A 15,591-nucleotide genomic window follows, 5' to 3' on the forward strand; every position below is an offset into this window, starting at 1 on the left:
GAAAAGAAATGGAAAAGGCTATTTCTGATGAGCGGATGTTAGAAGAAATTGCAAAACCACATTATTATAATAACCGTGAGTTAAGCTGGTTAGCGTTTAATGAACGTGTATTAGAAGAAGCGGAAGATTTACAAAATCCATTGCTTGAACGGTTAAAATTTTTAGCTATTTTTAGCTCAAATTTAGATGAATTTTTTATGGTTCGTGTAGCTGGTTTACAAGATCAAGTTAGGGCTGGTTTCCATAAACCAGAAAATAAATCAGGTCTTACCCCGAAGGAACAATTAACTAAAATTGCTAAAAGGACACAAGCCCTTGTAAAGCGGCAAATGGAAGTACTCCGTCATTTAATTTACGATTTATTACCACAAGAAGGAGTACATATTTCTGATTTCAAATTATTAAATGAAAAACAGAAAGAGTATGTACATGAGTTATTTGAAGAAACGATATTCCCAGTATTAACACCCGTTGCAGTAGACGCTTATAGACCGTTCCCTACTTTACTTGGAAAAACATTAAATTTACTTGTTCTGTTAGAAGAAAATGGTTTAGGGGAAGAAAATGAAAAGGTAGCAATTGTTCAAGTTCCCTCGGTTTTAGACCGCTTTATCGAAGTACCTACCGACAATAATGAGAAAGTATTTGTTTTATTGGAAGACGTCATAACAAGTCATATTAATCAATTGTTTTATGGGTATAATGTAAAATCAACGCAAGCTTTCCGTCTAACGAGAAATGCCGATTTAACAATTCATGAAGAGGGTGCACAAGACTTACTCGTCGAAATTGAAAAAGAGTTGAAAAAAAGAAAATGGGGCGTTGGTAGCCGACTAGAAGTAAGGGACGGCGAGATGAGCGATGAAGTGCTCGACTACTTATTAGAAGAGTTTGAAATTGAAGAGTCCGACGTATTTAAAATTGACGGACCTTTAGATTTAACTTGCTTATTTAGTTTTGTTAAAAAAATATCCAATTATCGAGAACATTTAGAATATGAAAGCTTTATTCCGCAAAGACCAAAAGATTTAAATTCCGATGAAAATATATTTGAAAAAGCTCTAACTCAAGATATTTTTTTCCATCATCCGTATGAATCCTTTGAACCGATAGTCGAGTTTATAACGGATGCGGCAGTCGATCCGACAGTATTAGCAATAAAGCAAACATTATATCGTGTAAGCGGTAATTCCCCTATTATAACGGCTTTAAAACAAGCAGCGGAAAACGGAAAGCAAGTAACTGTTTTAGTAGAGTTAAAAGCTCGTTTTGATGAGGAAAACAATGTTCATTGGGCTAAGGAACTTGAGCAAGCAGGATGTCTTGTTATTTATGGAGTGAATAATTTAAAAACCCATTCTAAAATTACCCTTGTCGTTAGAAGAAGAAATGGGAAAATAGAACGCTTCGTCCACTTAGGAACAGGCAATTATAATGATGCAACAGCGAAAGTATATACAGATATGGGCATTATCACGACGGACAAAGAATTCGGTATAGATGCAACAAACTTTTTTAATTATTTAAGTGGATATACAGAAAAACCAAAATATCATCATTTAGTTGTCGCACCCTTTGATATACGGGATGAGTTTATTCGATTAATCGATGAAGAAATACGTATGCATCAAGAACATGGAAATGGATTTATACGTGCAAAAATGAATTCATTAACAGATAAAGAGTTAATCATGAAAATGTATGAAGCGTCAATTCAAGGGGTTAAAATTGAACTTATTATTCGAGGAATATGTTGTTTACGCCCAGGGATACCAGGTATTAGCGAAAATATAAGTGTAACTAGTATTGTCGGACGATTTTTAGAACATTCTAGAATTTTTTGGTTCTATCATAATGGTGAGAATAAAGTATTCTTATCATCGGCTGATATGATGACACGCAATATGGTGAAACGTGTAGAAATTTTATTTCCGATTTATTCCGAAGAGATTAAACAACGGGTAATGGATATTTTTATAACCCAAATGGCTGATACGGAAAAGGCTCGTATTCAAGACTCCAATGGTGAATATCGATATAAAGAAGTTAGTGAAACGACTACAAAGCTTAACTCCCAAGAACAGTTTTTATTAGAGGCAATGAGTACTGTTGTAGTAGAAGATTAATCTATATTAGAAATCCAACAAATTGTTGGATTTTTTATTTTCAATAAAATGTTTTTCTATATATTCTGATAATTGAATGACATCCCTCTATCTTTATAGTAAAATTGGAAGTGAATGGTTATTCACTTTGGGAATGGGGGATGTATGTATGTTAAAAAATGAGACTTATATTATTACAGGTGGTTCCAGTGGGATGGGACTAGCTATGGCAAAACAATTTGTAAAAGAAGGGGCTAATGTTGTCATTACTGGACGGGATTTAGAACGTTTGGAAAATGCAAAAAAAGAAATTTTAGCCTATGGTTCAACCGTTGAAACGTTCCAAATGGATGTTCGAGAAGTAGAACATGTAAAAGGGATGGTTCAATTTACGAATAATCGCTTTGGAAAAATTGACGGTTTAGTAAATAATGCAGCAGGAAATTTTATTGTCGCTGCTGAAAGTTTATCGCCGAATGGTTGGAAAGCAGTGATTGATATTGTACTAAACGGTACGTTTTACTGTTCATCAGAAGTAGGAAAATATTGGATTGAACATGGGGTTAAAGGAAAAATTTTAAATATGGTTGCTACGTATGCCTGGGGAGCAGGAGCAGGAGTTATTCATTCTGCTGCTGCCAAAGCTGGGGTATTATCGTTAACAAGGTCCCTTGCTGTAGAATGGGGACATAAATATGGAATTCGTGTTAATGCGATAGCACCAGGACCTATTGAGAGAACTGGAGGAGCAGGGAAGCTTTGGGAATCAGAAGAACAAGCGAAACGAACGGTTCAATCTGTTCCATTAAAAAGACTCGGTACGCCAGAAGAAATAGCTGAACTGGCTACATTTATTATGTCGAATAAAGCTTCTTATATGAATGGTGAATGTGTCACTCTAGACGGTGGACAATGGTTAAATCAATATCCTTTTTAAGTTGTAAATAAGACTGCACGTTAAAAAATGAAATAAAGAACTTCCTTTTTCAAAAAGAATAAAACAACACCCCGTCGACTCATACTAAGTACACTTTCAATACTAAACATTAGGAGGTGTAATGTATGGGCATGTGGACTATTCCGATGATTATTACAGTTATACTCATTATCGCTGTATCCTACTTCTTAACGGCAGGCGTAATGAAAAAGGCAAGACAACGTGCATCAGCTACAGATACACCAATTAATAAAATGGTAAAAGAGCATCCAGTAGCAATGAACCCGATTATTATTATGTACCTTATTTTCGGTTTGTTTGCTGGAATTATGATCTTTTATTACTGGTCTATATACGGTTATTAGTATGTGAAGTTTTAGGAATAACATCCTTCTACTCCAAATTACTTGCTGCATATCATGGTCAATTGTGAACAAATTGTGATATTATATAAGTAATGTGGTATCCCTGTTCTGAAAGTTGACTTACAGAAAAAGGAGTAGAAGGTATGATTTCAACAAACACAAGAGCATTATTAGATACACCAATTAGCGACTTTATTATTTCATCAGAGAAAGTTGCACACGTACAAATTGGGAATAGTGCTGAACATGCTTTACTCGTCTTAACGAAAACAGGTTATTCATCTGTACCTGTATTAGATATTAAATATCGTTTACAAGGTTTATTAAGCATGAAAATGATAACAGAATCTATATTAGGATTAGAACGAATCGAATATGAAAAGCTTACAAATATTAAAGTTGATGATGTAATGGATAGAAACGTTACTTTTTTAAAAATTACAGATACATTTCAAAAAGCGCTAGATTTAGTCATTAATCATGCATTTTTATGTGTCGTTGATGAGGAAGGTACCTTTGCAGGCATATTAACTCGTCGTGTCATTTTAAAGCAATTAAAAAAATATATTTATCAAGTAGATTGATAAAGTAAAAGGAAATCAAGTGATATCGACAAAATCCATTCAAATGGATTTTGTCATTTTTTATATTCGCAAATATTGGGGGAGTTTCCATTGACAACAACTGAAGCAGAAATCATTAAAATATTAGCTGAAGAAAAAAATATGAGAAAAGCAGCAGAAAGACTTTTTCTTACGCAACCTGCCCTCTCTCAACGATTACAATCTATTGAGAAAGACTGGGGAGCCCAGTTGTTCATTCGATCACAAAAAGGGTTAACTCCGACACCAGCGGGAGAATTAGTTATCCAATATGCCATTGAATCGATTAATCGGAGGGAAGAAGTATTCGATACGATTCAAGGACTTAATTCGAAAGTCCATGGTACATTGAAAATTGCTTGTGCTTCCATTGTCGGTCAAAATTGGCTTCCAAAAGTATTAAAGGATTTTGTAACCCAATATCCTGATGCGAAAATTTCCCTTATTACAGGTTGGAGCTCAGAAATTGTAAAGGCGCTTTATGAAGGGGAAGCCCATGTCGGTATTGTGCGTGGCCAAGCAGAATGGAAAGGGAAAAGGGTCCATCTGTTTCGAGATATGATGTACTTAGTTGATAAGGAAATTGAAAAAATTGAAGACATTTTAACAACGGACCGTCCATTTATCCAATTCAAAAGTGACTCCAATTACTACCAAGAAATCCAACTTTGGTGGCAAAGACATTTTTCATCCAATCCGAAACGTCAAATTATTGTGGATCAAATTGAAACGTGTAAACAAATGGCCATGAATGGTATTGGATATGCGATTTTACCTTCCATTACGTTAAATGGTGAAGAAAAGGTGAATAAAATTCCATTGACGAATAATGAAAAAGATACAGGATTAACTCGTGATACGTGGTTAATAGGCTATGACTCTTCCTTTAAATTAAGACAGGTAGAAGCATTTGTAGATGTTGTAAAGGAACATGCAAGCTGCCTTTACGATTATACGAAATAATGTATATACCCGTTCCTTTATGAAGGACAATGAATTTTTATACGTGCTATTTGATTGAAAATTTAGTACAATCAATTTATGTTATTGGAAATTACATAGATAGGAGTTTAAAGGAATGTCAAAAAAATTAAACGCGCAAGAAATTATTCAATTTATTTCAGATTCTAAAAAAGTAACACCGGTAAAAGTATATGTTAAAGGTGAAGGTGTTGCCAATTTATCATATGGTGAAAATTCAAAAGTTTTTGGTGAACAAAATAATGCTGTAGTTTTCGGTGAATGGAGCGAGATTGAAAGTGCACTAAAAGAACATAGTGATAAAATTGCAGATTATGTCGTTGAAAACGATCGTCGCAATTCTGGTGTACCTTTACTAGATTTAAAATATCAAAATGCTCGTATTGAGCCAGGTGCAATTATCCGTGATCAAGTAACTATTGGTGACAATGCCGTTATTATGATGGGTGCCATTATAAATATTGGAGCTGAAATCGGTGAAAAAACAATGATCGATATGGGTGCGGTTTTAGGTGGACGTGCAACTGTAGGGAAAAACTGCCACATTGGTGCAGGAACAGTTTTAGCAGGTGTTATCGAACCACCATCAGCGACACCAGTTATTATTGAAGACGATGTTGTAATCGGTGCAAACGCCGTCGTATTAGAAGGTGTACGAGTAGGTAAAGGCGCTGTTGTAGCAGCAGGTGCGATTGTTATTAGTGATGTTGAGCCATATACAGTTGTAGGTGGAGTACCTGCACGTGTATTAAAACAACTTGATGAAAAAACAAAATCAAAAACGGAAATTATTGATGCACTAAGAAATATTTAAGAAGGTGTCATAATGGATACACTTGTCCAAATCCGTAGAGAATTGCATCAAATTCCAGAACTCGGATTTAAAGAATTTAAAACGCAAAAATATTTGCTCGAAAAGATATCCGAATTTCCCCAAAATTATTTATCAGTTACTACTTGGAAGACAGGAATTGTAGTGCAAATTGAAGGGAGTAATCCAACGAAAACGATTGGTTGGCGATCTGATATCGATGGTCTTCCGATAGTGGAAGAAACGGGCTTACCCTATTCCTCTATCCATGAAGGCAATATGCATGCGTGCGGCCATGATTGTCATATGACAATTACTCTTGGATTAGTTCAAGCGCTTGCTAGCAATCAACCGGAACAAAATGTAGTCGTTTATTTCCAACCGGCTGAAGAAGGACCTGGTGGTGCAAAACCGATGCTCGAATGGTTAAAGACGGAACGACCAGACCTTTTACCCGATGAAATTTATGCATTACATATTGCTCCTGAATATCCAGTGGGAACTGTTGCAACACGTCCAGGATTGTTATTTGCAAATACATCTGAACTGTTTATCGATTTAAAAGGGAAAGGTGGACATGCTGCTTATCCCCATAAAACAAAAGATATGACAGTTGCTGCTGCCAATTTAATTGTACAATTGCAAACGATTGTTAGTCGTAATGTGGACCCGATGGATAGTGCCGTTGTAACGATTGGTAAAATGACTTCTGGAACAGTGCAAAATATTATCGCTGAAAATGCGAGGTTAGAAGGCACCATTCGAACGTTGAACGCTCAGGCAATGGCAGAAGTGAAGCGACGTATTGAGGCAATTTGTGCAGGGATTGAAGCTTCCTTTGATTGTGAAGTTTCAATCGACTATGGTTCAATGTATTATGAAGTGAATAATCATCCTGAAAGCGCAAAACGATTATTAGATTTTGCTGATCAATTTGAGGGGGCAACTTCTTATCATTGCCCAGCGGCTATGACTGGTGAAGATTTCGGTTATTTCTTAAAGGACATTCCTGGTGCTATGTTTTGGGCAGGTGCAAATTGTGAATATGGATTGCATCACGCAAAAATTAGTCCAGATGAACAATTATTATCCTTCAATGCCCAATTTGTGGAACAATTTATTAGATCGTTATAAAAATAAAAAGAGTCATTCTTTTCTATGTATTTACATCGTGAAAAGGGATGACTCTTTTTTTATGAGATTGTCCCGTTATAAATTATTGAGTAGGGCTACCCAATAAATGGGGCGCTTTTTTCAGCGTCCAACTATATGCTAATACGAAACAACCTAGTAATATTACTGTTCCTAATATAAATGGAGAAGCCATATTCCATTCAAGTAATACACCTGCTAAGGCAGGTCCAACCATATTTCCTAAACTCATATAAGCATTATTCATACCAGCAGCAAACCCTTGATCGGCACCTGCAAACTTAGAAATTAACGTATTAACAGCTGGTCGTATAAATACTGTTGCAATTTGGAATAGCGTCGTAACGAATAAAATGACAAAGAAGCCACTAATGTAAATCATTAAGACCATTGAAATAGCAGCAGCAATTAAGTTTGCATAAATCACTTTCATTTCGCCAAAACGTTTAAATAAATTATCAATGATAAACATTTGAAGAATGACACCTGCAAATCCACCAACAGTAATAACTATGGCAATATCAGTAGGTGAATAATCAAATTTATGTGTTAAAAACATCGATAAAGTTGATTGGAAATTTGAAATACCAAAGCTAAAGGTAAATACGACAATTAGTAAAATGAAATAAGGTGTTTTCACCGAACGTACTAATTGGTTAATAATATTTTCCCGTTTCACTTCTTCTGTTTCCTTCATTTGTGGTGGGACATTCGGTAATACGATAATTGAGAAGATGGAAGCAATTAATGCAATAATACCTGCTAAGAAGAAGGGAAAGTGTAAATCGACATTTGCTAAAAATCCACCTAAGCCTGGTCCAATCATAAATCCAAGGGAAATGGCAGCACCAATCATTCCCATCCCTTTTCCTCTTTCTTCAACAGTAGTAATATCGGCGACATAGGCCATAATTGGTGGCATAATAAATGCAGCGCCAACACCACTTAAAAAGCGTGCGATAAATAGTATCCACACATGAGTAGCTAATCCAAATAATATTTGGGAAACACCGTAAACAAACAGTCCCCCGATAATGAAAATTTTTCTACCGTAGCGATCTGATAAATCACCTGCTACTGGAGACAATAAAAATTGGGCGAAGGCAAAGGAAGCGATTAAAAATCCTAGTACTTGCCCGCCGACGCCGAAAATTTCGAGGTAGGAAGGCAATACAGGAATTAATATCCCAATACCTCCCATCGTAATAAACATATTAGCCATCAAAATGAGTAAGACAATTTTTTTCTTTTTCTGTGTCATTTCTGTCCACCCTTTCTTACTTGTATCCCCTTTATATAATTCATGTTTCATAGCTTATCATATTGTATATCTATTAACTACAAATAAGTAGTGGACTAAAGGCTGAAACAAATTAGATTTATCGACAATTTTCAACATGGATTGTTCGTTGATTAAGTGGTGAGGAATCTATTACCGTATACTCATTTTAAACTCTAGGAAATACTCATTATATTTTCCTAACCATTCCAAGCCTAAGTTTTTGTAAACTTCTAATTTATTCCTTAATGTTTCATTAGGATAGAAACGTTCATCCTCTATAACTTCAGGATCCATTAATTCCATTGCGGCTTGATTAGGAGTAGAATAACCGACATAATCATTATTTTGAGCAGAAACTTCAGCATCTAACATAAAGTTGATAAATGCATGGGCACCGTCAATATTTGCCGCCGTTTTAGGTATAACGAAATTATCGAACCATAAATTAGAGCCTTCTTCAGGAACGGCAAAATCAAGCTCTTCATTTTCCCACATCATATCCGCAGCTTGGCCAGACCAAGTTAAAGCAACTGCTGCTTCGTTATTAATCATTAAAGGAGTAATCTCATCCCCAATAATCGCCTTCACATTTGGTGATAAAGTAATTAATTTGTCTGTCGCTTTACGAAGTAAGGCATCATCTTTCACATTTAATGACTCACCGATAGAGTTCAGACCCATTCCAATTACTTCCCGGGCACCATCAACTAAAAATACTTTATCTTTTAAGGATGGGTCCCATAAATCTTCCCAAGTTGTGAACGTTAAATGGTCAGCTACTAAATTGGGGTTATATACGATTCCGACTGTTCCCCAAAAGTATGGGATGGAATATTGATTTTTCGGATCGAATGCTAAATCTAAAAAATATGGGTCAATGTTTTTCAGATTAGGTATTTTAGAATGGTCGATAGGTAAAAGTAAATCTTCTTCAATCATTTTTTCCACCATATATTCCGACGGTACTGCTACATCATAAGCGGAGCCACCTTGTTGCACCTTTGTCATCATCGCTTCATTCGAATCAAATGTCTCATAAATGACATTGATACCTGTTTCTTCTGTAAATTGATCAATTAAATCAGGATCAATATATTCTCCCCAATTGTAGACCGTTATCGTATCTGTCGTTTTAGAAGAACTTGTGGATTCTATTTTATGAATCGCAAAGAAAAGGAGGGCACATACGACTATGATTGCAACGGTTGCTTGTATTAATGATTTCATCGATGTACCCCCTCTGTTGTATTGTTTTTAGTTCTATTCGTTACAAAGTAATAGCCAATCACAACTAACACTGTTATGAAGAATACAAGACCGGATATTGCGTTAATTGTAAGGGAAATACCTGCCCTTGCCATCGAATAAATTTCAACGGATAAAGTGGAAAATCCATTACCAGTAACGAAAAATGTAACAGCAAAATCATCTAATGAATAGGTTAAAGCTAAGAAGAATCCAGCAAATATTCCTGGTTGAATATATGGAAGGATGATTCTAGTTAAAACATCCCGTTTTGTAGCACCTAAATCCCTTGCCGCATCAATTAAAGAAGTATTCATTTCTAAAAGCTTTGGTAAAACCATTAAAACGACAATAGGTATACTAAAGGCAACATGGGATATTAAAACAGAAGCAAAACCTAATTTGATGCCGATGATTGTAAAGAGTATTAAAAAGCTTGCACCAATGACAACGTCCGGACTTACAATTAAGACGTTATTTAATGAGAGAAGTGTATTCCGCATTTTATGATCTTTAATGGAGACAATTCCAATTGCTCCTAATGTTCCGATTATCGTAGCAATTAATCCTGATAAAAGAGCCACAATGACTGTATTCATCAAAATGACAATTAATCTTGAATCATCAAAAATAGCTTTATAATGCTCAAGGGTGAAAGATTCAAAATGATTCATAGTCCCACCACTATTAAAGGAATAAAAGATCAAGTAAAAGATAGGTGCGTATAAAATGATAAAGACTACAATTAAGTAAATTTTTGAAACGGAAGATAGTTTTTTCACTATGCGCGGCCTCCCTTCTTTTGACCTGTAAACAGCATAATAATGACCATTAATATAATGAGGAAGACGGCAATTGTAGAGCCCATACCCCAGTTTTGAGATACAAGGAACTGTTGTTCAATTGCTGTACCTAAAGTAATCACTTGATTCCCAGCGATTAATCGAGTAATCATAAATAAAGATAATGCTGGAATGAATGTGACTTGTATACCTGATTTCACTCCATCAATTGTTAATGGGAAAATGACGCGACGGAATGTGGTAAAACTTGAAGCCCCTAAATCTCGAGCTGCATAAACTAATGTCGGGTTTAATTTATTCAATGAGTTAAAAATTGGAATAATCATAAATGGAATAAAAATATAAACCGACACAAAGATAAAACTAAAATCTGTAAATAAAATTTGTTGTTGTTCAAGACCGAATACTTTTATAAAAGCATTGATAGGTCCGTAAAGTCCGAATATCCCAATAAAAGCATAAGTTTTTAATAATAAGTTAATCCAAGAAGGAATAATGATTAACATTAACCATAAATGTTTATGTTTTGTTTTAGTTAACAAATAAGCAGTCGGATATGCAATCATTAATGTGAAGAACGTAATTAAAAAGGCATACCAAAAGCTAGTAAGCGTCATTTTTAAATAAACTGGTGTAAAAAAGGCTTTATAATTATCGAAAGTAAAGTGACCATTTAAGTCGAGCATGGAATAATAAACGATTAAGGCGATAGGAGCGATGACGAATAAAGCTATCCAAAAAGCATAAGGGAATAGTGACCCTTTCGAAGCTTTATCAAACATTTTCTTCTTCTCCATAGGACTCTAGTCGTTTATCAAACTCTTCTTCTGTTTCATTTAATCGCATAACATGAATCGCCTCTGGAGAAAAGTCCAGACCTATTTGTTCACCTACTTCGGCCTTTTTAAGAGAGTGTACTAACCATTCATTCCCATCTTGATCATAGGTTGATAACTCATAATGAACACCTCGGAACAGTTGGGTATCGACTGTTACAACTAACTTACCTTTATCTACTGTCGTCATTTCTAAATCTTCCGGGCGGATAACAATATCTACTTTTTCGTTCGGTTTCATTCCTTTGTCAACACAATCGAAAGTCTTGCCAGTAAATTGGACTTTAAAGTCTTCAATCATTACACCGTCAACGATGTTTGATTCACCGATGAAGTCTGCGACAAAACGATTAATTGGTTCGTCATATATGTCAACAGGTGTTCCAGATTGCTGAATCTCGCCATCATGAAGGACAAAAATTTCATCGGACATTGCCAATGCCTCTTCTTGATCATGGGTTACAAAGACAAAGGTTTTTCCTAAACGTTGCTGTAATTCCCGCAATTCATATTGCATTTCTGAACGCAATTTTAAATCGAGGGCAGATAATGGTTCATCTAGTAGAATGACTTGTGGGTCGTTAACAATCGCTCTAGCAATCGCAACCCTTTGCCGTTGACCACCGGACATTTCAGAAATTTCCCGATTCCCATAACCACTTAAATTAACAAACTTTAAAGCTTCCAGAACTCGTTCTTGAATTTCTTTTTCTTTTAATTTTTTAATACGTAAACCGAAAGCAACATTTTCAAAAACATTTAAATGGGGAAAAAGGGCATAATCTTGAAAAACCGTATTCACTTGCCGCTCGTTCGCTGGTACATGATTAATTTTTTGATCGTTAAAATAAATATTTCCTTCAGAAGGATCTGTAAATCCGGCTATGATACGCAAAATTGTTGTTTTACCACAACCTGATGGACCTAACAGTGTATAAAACTTGCCTCTTTCCAGTTCAAAATCGATGTTTTTTAATACAACGGTGCCATCATCATACGATTTTGAGACATTTTCAAATCGGATAATTGTATCACTCATGTTCTTACCTCCTATAAATAAGATTCTGTCGCTACTAATAACAATTCTGTTTTGCCATTGTTGGCGTTGAAAATTTGATGATTAGATGATGCTTCATAATAAATAGCGTTCCCTTCACTAGCGATATATTCTTCTTCACCTATTACGAGTCGTATGCGACCTTTTAGTACATAGATAAAGGTTTCGGCTAAGGAAGGTTCAAATTGTTTGTATTCACCATCTTTTTGAAGAGTTAAAATAACAGGTTCCATTTCTTTTTCATTCGAAGTTGGTATGAGCCATTGGATTTTATAGTTTTTCTCTTCATCAATATAGGAAGTTTGATCGTCTTTGTTATAAACAACCTTTTGCTCCTGTAACGAATCGTCAAAGAATTCCTTTGGAGTCGTTCCTAAAACTTCTAATATTGAAAATAATGTCTCAATTGATGGGGAATTTAAATCCCGTTCTAGCTGTGAAATATATCCCTTTGTTAAATCTGTACGTTCACCTAACTCTTCTTGTGTAAGACCTTTTTTTAGTCGCAATGCTTTAATTTTCGCACCAATTTGCATGTTATAACTCCTTGAATTGTTTAGTATACATAAACTTCAAATATAAAAGTTTACTATAACAAAACTTTTTGTTTATTATTAACGATACAATTATACAAAATTCGAGTAAAAAATCAATAGAATATTTCTCGGAAGTGGAAATTTCTCCAACTAAATGAATATGTTGTTAGTTGAATGGAAGAATTTCTTATTGAAATTGGTTTAAACGTGGAGGGAAGGAAATGACGGAACTACAAGTAGGAAAACAAGCTCCTCTGTTTGAAATGGATGCGGTAATGCCAGATAAAAGCTTTGGGAAAGTGTCGTTAAAAGAAAATATACAACAGGAGAAATGGACTGTTTTATTTTTTTATCCTATGGACTTTACCTTTGTCTGCCCAACAGAAATTACGGCTATTTCAGATCAATATGAGCTATTTGAAGATTTGGATACTGAAGTTATCGGTGTTTCAACCGATACGGTTTATACCCATTTAGCTTGGATTAATACGGATCGAACGAAAAACGGACTTGGCCAGTTAAAATATCCCCTTGCAGCAGATCATAATCATCAAGTTGCCAAAAAATATGGAGTATTAGTCGAGGAGGAAGGAGTTGCATTGAGGGGGTTATTTATTATAAGTCCGGAAGGGCAGCTTCAATATCAATCAATTCATCATGATAATATTGGTAGAGATGTCGACGAAGTATTAAGGGTACTTCAAGCCCTTCAAACAGGTGGATTATGTCCTGCAAACTGGCGGCCTGGAGATGAAACTTTGTAGATATTTCGAAAGGGGGGAGTTCTTCTCAATTTCTTTCAAGGAGGATGTTTATGAAATTACGTTCACCAATGCCTGAATTGATGGGAGAAACGAAATGGTTAAACGGTGCAGTATCAAATCAAGAGTTAGTAGGAAAGAAACCAACTTTAATTCATTTTTGGTCGGTTAGTTGTCATTTATGTAAAGAGATAATGCCTGAAGTTATCCAATTAAAAGAGCGGTACAAAAATGAGTTGAATATGATTGCAGTGCATATGCCTCGATCCTATGAAGATACCGACGTCGATAAAATTAAGAAGGTGGCAAAAAAATATAAAATATCCCATCCTATTTTTATTGATAATGCCCTGAAGTTAAGTGATGCCTTCGAAAACGAATATGTTCCAGCCTATTATGTTTTTGATAAGTTTGGTTTACTTAGACATTTTCAGTCGGGTGGTAGCGGCATGAAAATGCTCGAAAAGAGAATAAATAAAATACTAGCAGAAAATTAAGCAGATTAAAGAGAAAAGTGTAGCATTTAGTTGCTACACTTTTTCATTTAAATTGCTTTTGATTGTGCTAGTTTCATTAAATAATATTGTTCTTCTCTTGCCATATGATCTGCCATCGATACTGAAAAAATACCTAGTACTTCAGCATTTAACTCCATTTCTTCCAATTCGTTTAAAAAGGTTTTGAATAATCCTATTTCTACTTCAACATCATGGTTAAATTTTGATAGGGCGGGAAATTTACTTATATTTGTTCGTAAGTAGCCTGTTAACTCAATCGCTTTTAAATAAAATTGTTCAAAATGTTTTGTAAAGGTATGGCTTTTTTCTTTTAATCTTTTTTCTACACCGTCCAGCCGATCGTTAATAGCCCCCGCGTGTCCGGAAGCATCGACTAACCATAATAAATGATGATGTAATTCATGGAAGATTGGTGGGGCTTTCCCTTGTTTTAAATAGCTTAATATTAGTAAATATTCCTCTAACTCATTAACCATATGATTAATAAAAGTAGGCGTAAGGTGGATTTTAATATTTCCTGTGATATGGCGTTTAATAATCGATAGTTTAAAGTCTCTTAGTTGGTTAGCAGCCTCTTCTACTTTAATAGTAAACGGTTGCATATTGGATTCATTCAACATTTTTACTTGGGCTAAAAGTTGATCGAATTGTTGAATAAAATAAGTTGCTTTCGCAATATCATCTTTTTCTGATGGATAAAGTGAATCATGGATAAATCGAGCGTGATCCCCTAAAACTTGTAACCAAAATCGATGTTCAAAAACGGCACTCTTTACATAATCGGACAAGTTATACCCACTCCTTTTTTCACTTCATCTTAAAGTATTCAAAGATGCTCCAGTTTATTAAAAAATCACTACCCTTTATAAATAAAATTCATAATGTTTTTAGTTTATTTAACTTTATTAATCCGATTATTAATTGGTCGGGGAGTAATTAGTGAAAGGGATAAAAGTATTTGGAATGCATATTTTTATAATCAAAAACTTAGAATGGGGAAATTTAGATATTGGATGTAGAACTGTTGATTGAGTTAAAAAATATTTGAATAGGGTGTTTATGAATAAATACATAATGTATAACTTAGAACTGTAACAGTCACACTGTAATTATATTGTTTAATTCTTGGATTGACTTTCTTTTAGCGTTCATGATGATCTTTTGGAGATTCCCTTTTTTAGAGCCAATTCTACGTATAGAGGGGGAGGAAAACTTGTCAAAATTAGTTCATGAATTCAATGACATGATACGAAAACTACGGAAAGAGTCATTTGGGAAGGGACCTGAACGAATTCATACAGTTTTTATTGAAAATATGGCCATCGCTACGTTATATGGAAATTTAACACCGACGGAAAAGTTTATCACGGGTTCGGAAGATGGAAAGGATATGGTACATGCAGCGAGGACGAAAATGATTCAAGAAATTTATGCGAAAAGTCCACCCGAAGGAATGGAAGAACTCATTGGAGCGAAGTTGGTTCATCTTTTCAACGATATCAAGGTAGAAGAAGATATTGCCATATCAGTTTTCGTTTTTGATAGGGATATTACAGAAAATAGAAAGGAATAATATAGGCTCTTACTTTATAGTGACAAT

General features: G+C 34.9%; 17 protein-coding genes. 10 read left to right on the plus strand and 7 right to left on the minus strand.

What is annotated here, in order from left to right:
• The first annotated feature begins 8 nt into the window (after positions 1-8).
• From MHH69_RS04785 to MHH69_RS04815, 7 genes are all read left to right on the plus strand, one after another.
• Positions 9-2,126, plus strand: a complete 2,118-nt coding sequence (locus MHH69_RS04785; protein ID WP_174232686.1) for an RNA degradosome polyphosphate kinase — start codon at positions 9-11, stop codon at positions 2,124-2,126.
• 148 nt (positions 2,127-2,274) lie between these two features.
• Complete coding sequence (gene fadH, locus MHH69_RS04790; RefSeq protein WP_341361835.1) at positions 2,275-3,042, plus strand: 2,4-dienoyl-CoA reductase; 768 nt, start codon at positions 2,275-2,277, stop codon at positions 3,040-3,042.
• A gap of 125 nt (positions 3,043-3,167) precedes the next feature.
• The gene (locus MHH69_RS04795; RefSeq protein ID WP_122972402.1) at positions 3,168-3,407 is read left to right on the plus strand and encodes a short-chain dehydrogenase; all 240 of its coding nucleotides are present in this window, start codon (positions 3,168-3,170) and stop codon (positions 3,405-3,407) included.
• A gap of 143 nt (positions 3,408-3,550) precedes the next feature.
• Positions 3,551-3,991 (plus strand): cyclic-di-AMP-binding protein CbpB, encoded by a 441-nt coding sequence (cbpB, locus tag MHH69_RS04800; protein ID WP_122972401.1) that lies wholly within the window; start codon positions 3,551-3,553, stop codon positions 3,989-3,991.
• Between the two features lie 90 nt (positions 3,992-4,081).
• On the plus strand, positions 4,082-4,972 hold the full coding sequence (locus tag MHH69_RS04805) for a LysR family transcriptional regulator (protein WP_122972400.1): 891 nt from the start codon (positions 4,082-4,084) through the stop codon (positions 4,970-4,972).
• 115 nt (positions 4,973-5,087) lie between these two features.
• Complete coding sequence (dapD, locus tag MHH69_RS04810; RefSeq protein WP_122972399.1) at positions 5,088-5,804, plus strand: 2,3,4,5-tetrahydropyridine-2,6-dicarboxylate N-acetyltransferase; 717 nt, start codon at positions 5,088-5,090, stop codon at positions 5,802-5,804.
• Positions 5,805-5,816: 12 nt separating this feature from the next.
• A complete protein-coding gene (locus MHH69_RS04815) occupies positions 5,817-6,935 on the plus strand; it encodes an N-acetyldiaminopimelate deacetylase (protein ID WP_122972398.1) in 1,119 nt (372 codons plus the stop codon).
• 82 nt (positions 6,936-7,017) lie between these two features.
• On the opposite strand, the gene MHH69_RS04820 is transcribed toward MHH69_RS04815, so the two are convergent.
• From MHH69_RS04820 to MHH69_RS04845, 6 genes are all read right to left on the minus strand, one after another.
• Positions 7,018-8,214, minus strand: a complete 1,197-nt coding sequence (locus MHH69_RS04820) for an MFS transporter (protein WP_341361836.1) — start codon at positions 8,212-8,214, stop codon at positions 7,018-7,020.
• A 171-nt stretch (positions 8,215-8,385) separates the two neighbouring features.
• Positions 8,386-9,462 (minus strand): ABC transporter substrate-binding protein, encoded by a 1,077-nt coding sequence (locus MHH69_RS04825; RefSeq protein WP_122972396.1) that lies wholly within the window; start codon positions 9,460-9,462, stop codon positions 8,386-8,388.
• Positions 9,459-10,262, minus strand: coding sequence for an ABC transporter permease (locus MHH69_RS04830; protein ID WP_122972395.1), 804 nt, complete (start codon positions 10,260-10,262; stop codon positions 9,459-9,461). Before MHH69_RS04830 ends, MHH69_RS04825 begins: the two co-directional genes overlap by 4 nt.
• The gene (locus MHH69_RS04835) at positions 10,262-11,065 is read right to left on the minus strand and encodes an ABC transporter permease (protein WP_122972394.1); all 804 of its coding nucleotides are present in this window, start codon (positions 11,063-11,065) and stop codon (positions 10,262-10,264) included. Before MHH69_RS04835 ends, MHH69_RS04830 begins: the two co-directional genes overlap by 1 nt.
• Positions 11,058-12,158 (minus strand): ABC transporter ATP-binding protein, encoded by a 1,101-nt coding sequence (locus tag MHH69_RS04840; protein ID WP_122972393.1) that lies wholly within the window; start codon positions 12,156-12,158, stop codon positions 11,058-11,060. Before MHH69_RS04840 ends, MHH69_RS04835 begins: the two co-directional genes overlap by 8 nt.
• 11 nt (positions 12,159-12,169) lie before the next feature.
• A complete protein-coding gene (locus MHH69_RS04845; RefSeq protein WP_122972392.1) occupies positions 12,170-12,712 on the minus strand; it encodes a helix-turn-helix domain-containing protein in 543 nt (180 codons plus the stop codon).
• 221 nt (positions 12,713-12,933) lie between these two features.
• On the opposite strand from MHH69_RS04845, the gene MHH69_RS04850 reads away from it, so the two are divergent.
• Positions 12,934-13,476, plus strand: coding sequence for a peroxiredoxin (locus tag MHH69_RS04850; protein WP_341361837.1), 543 nt, complete (start codon positions 12,934-12,936; stop codon positions 13,474-13,476).
• Between the two features lie 50 nt (positions 13,477-13,526).
• Positions 13,527-13,970 (plus strand): TlpA family protein disulfide reductase, encoded by a 444-nt coding sequence (locus tag MHH69_RS04855; RefSeq protein WP_122972390.1) that lies wholly within the window; start codon positions 13,527-13,529, stop codon positions 13,968-13,970.
• 47 nt (positions 13,971-14,017) lie between these two features.
• Here MHH69_RS04855 and MHH69_RS04860 read toward each other — a convergent pair whose 3' ends face one another.
• Positions 14,018-14,779 carry a DUF2935 domain-containing protein gene (locus MHH69_RS04860; protein ID WP_341361838.1) on the minus strand — a complete coding sequence of 254 codons (762 nt, stop codon included), beginning with the start codon at positions 14,777-14,779 and terminating at the stop codon, positions 14,018-14,020.
• Between the two features lie 425 nt (positions 14,780-15,204).
• On the opposite strand from MHH69_RS04860, the gene MHH69_RS04865 reads away from it, so the two are divergent.
• Positions 15,205-15,564, plus strand: coding sequence for a DUF2294 domain-containing protein (locus MHH69_RS04865; protein ID WP_122972388.1), 360 nt, complete (start codon positions 15,205-15,207; stop codon positions 15,562-15,564).
• Positions 15,565-15,591 lie beyond the last annotated feature (27 nt).

The organism is Ureibacillus sp. FSL E2-3493, assembly GCF_038077515.1.
Taxonomy (GTDB): Bacteria; Bacillota; Bacilli; order Bacillales_A; family Planococcaceae; genus Ureibacillus; species Ureibacillus halotolerans.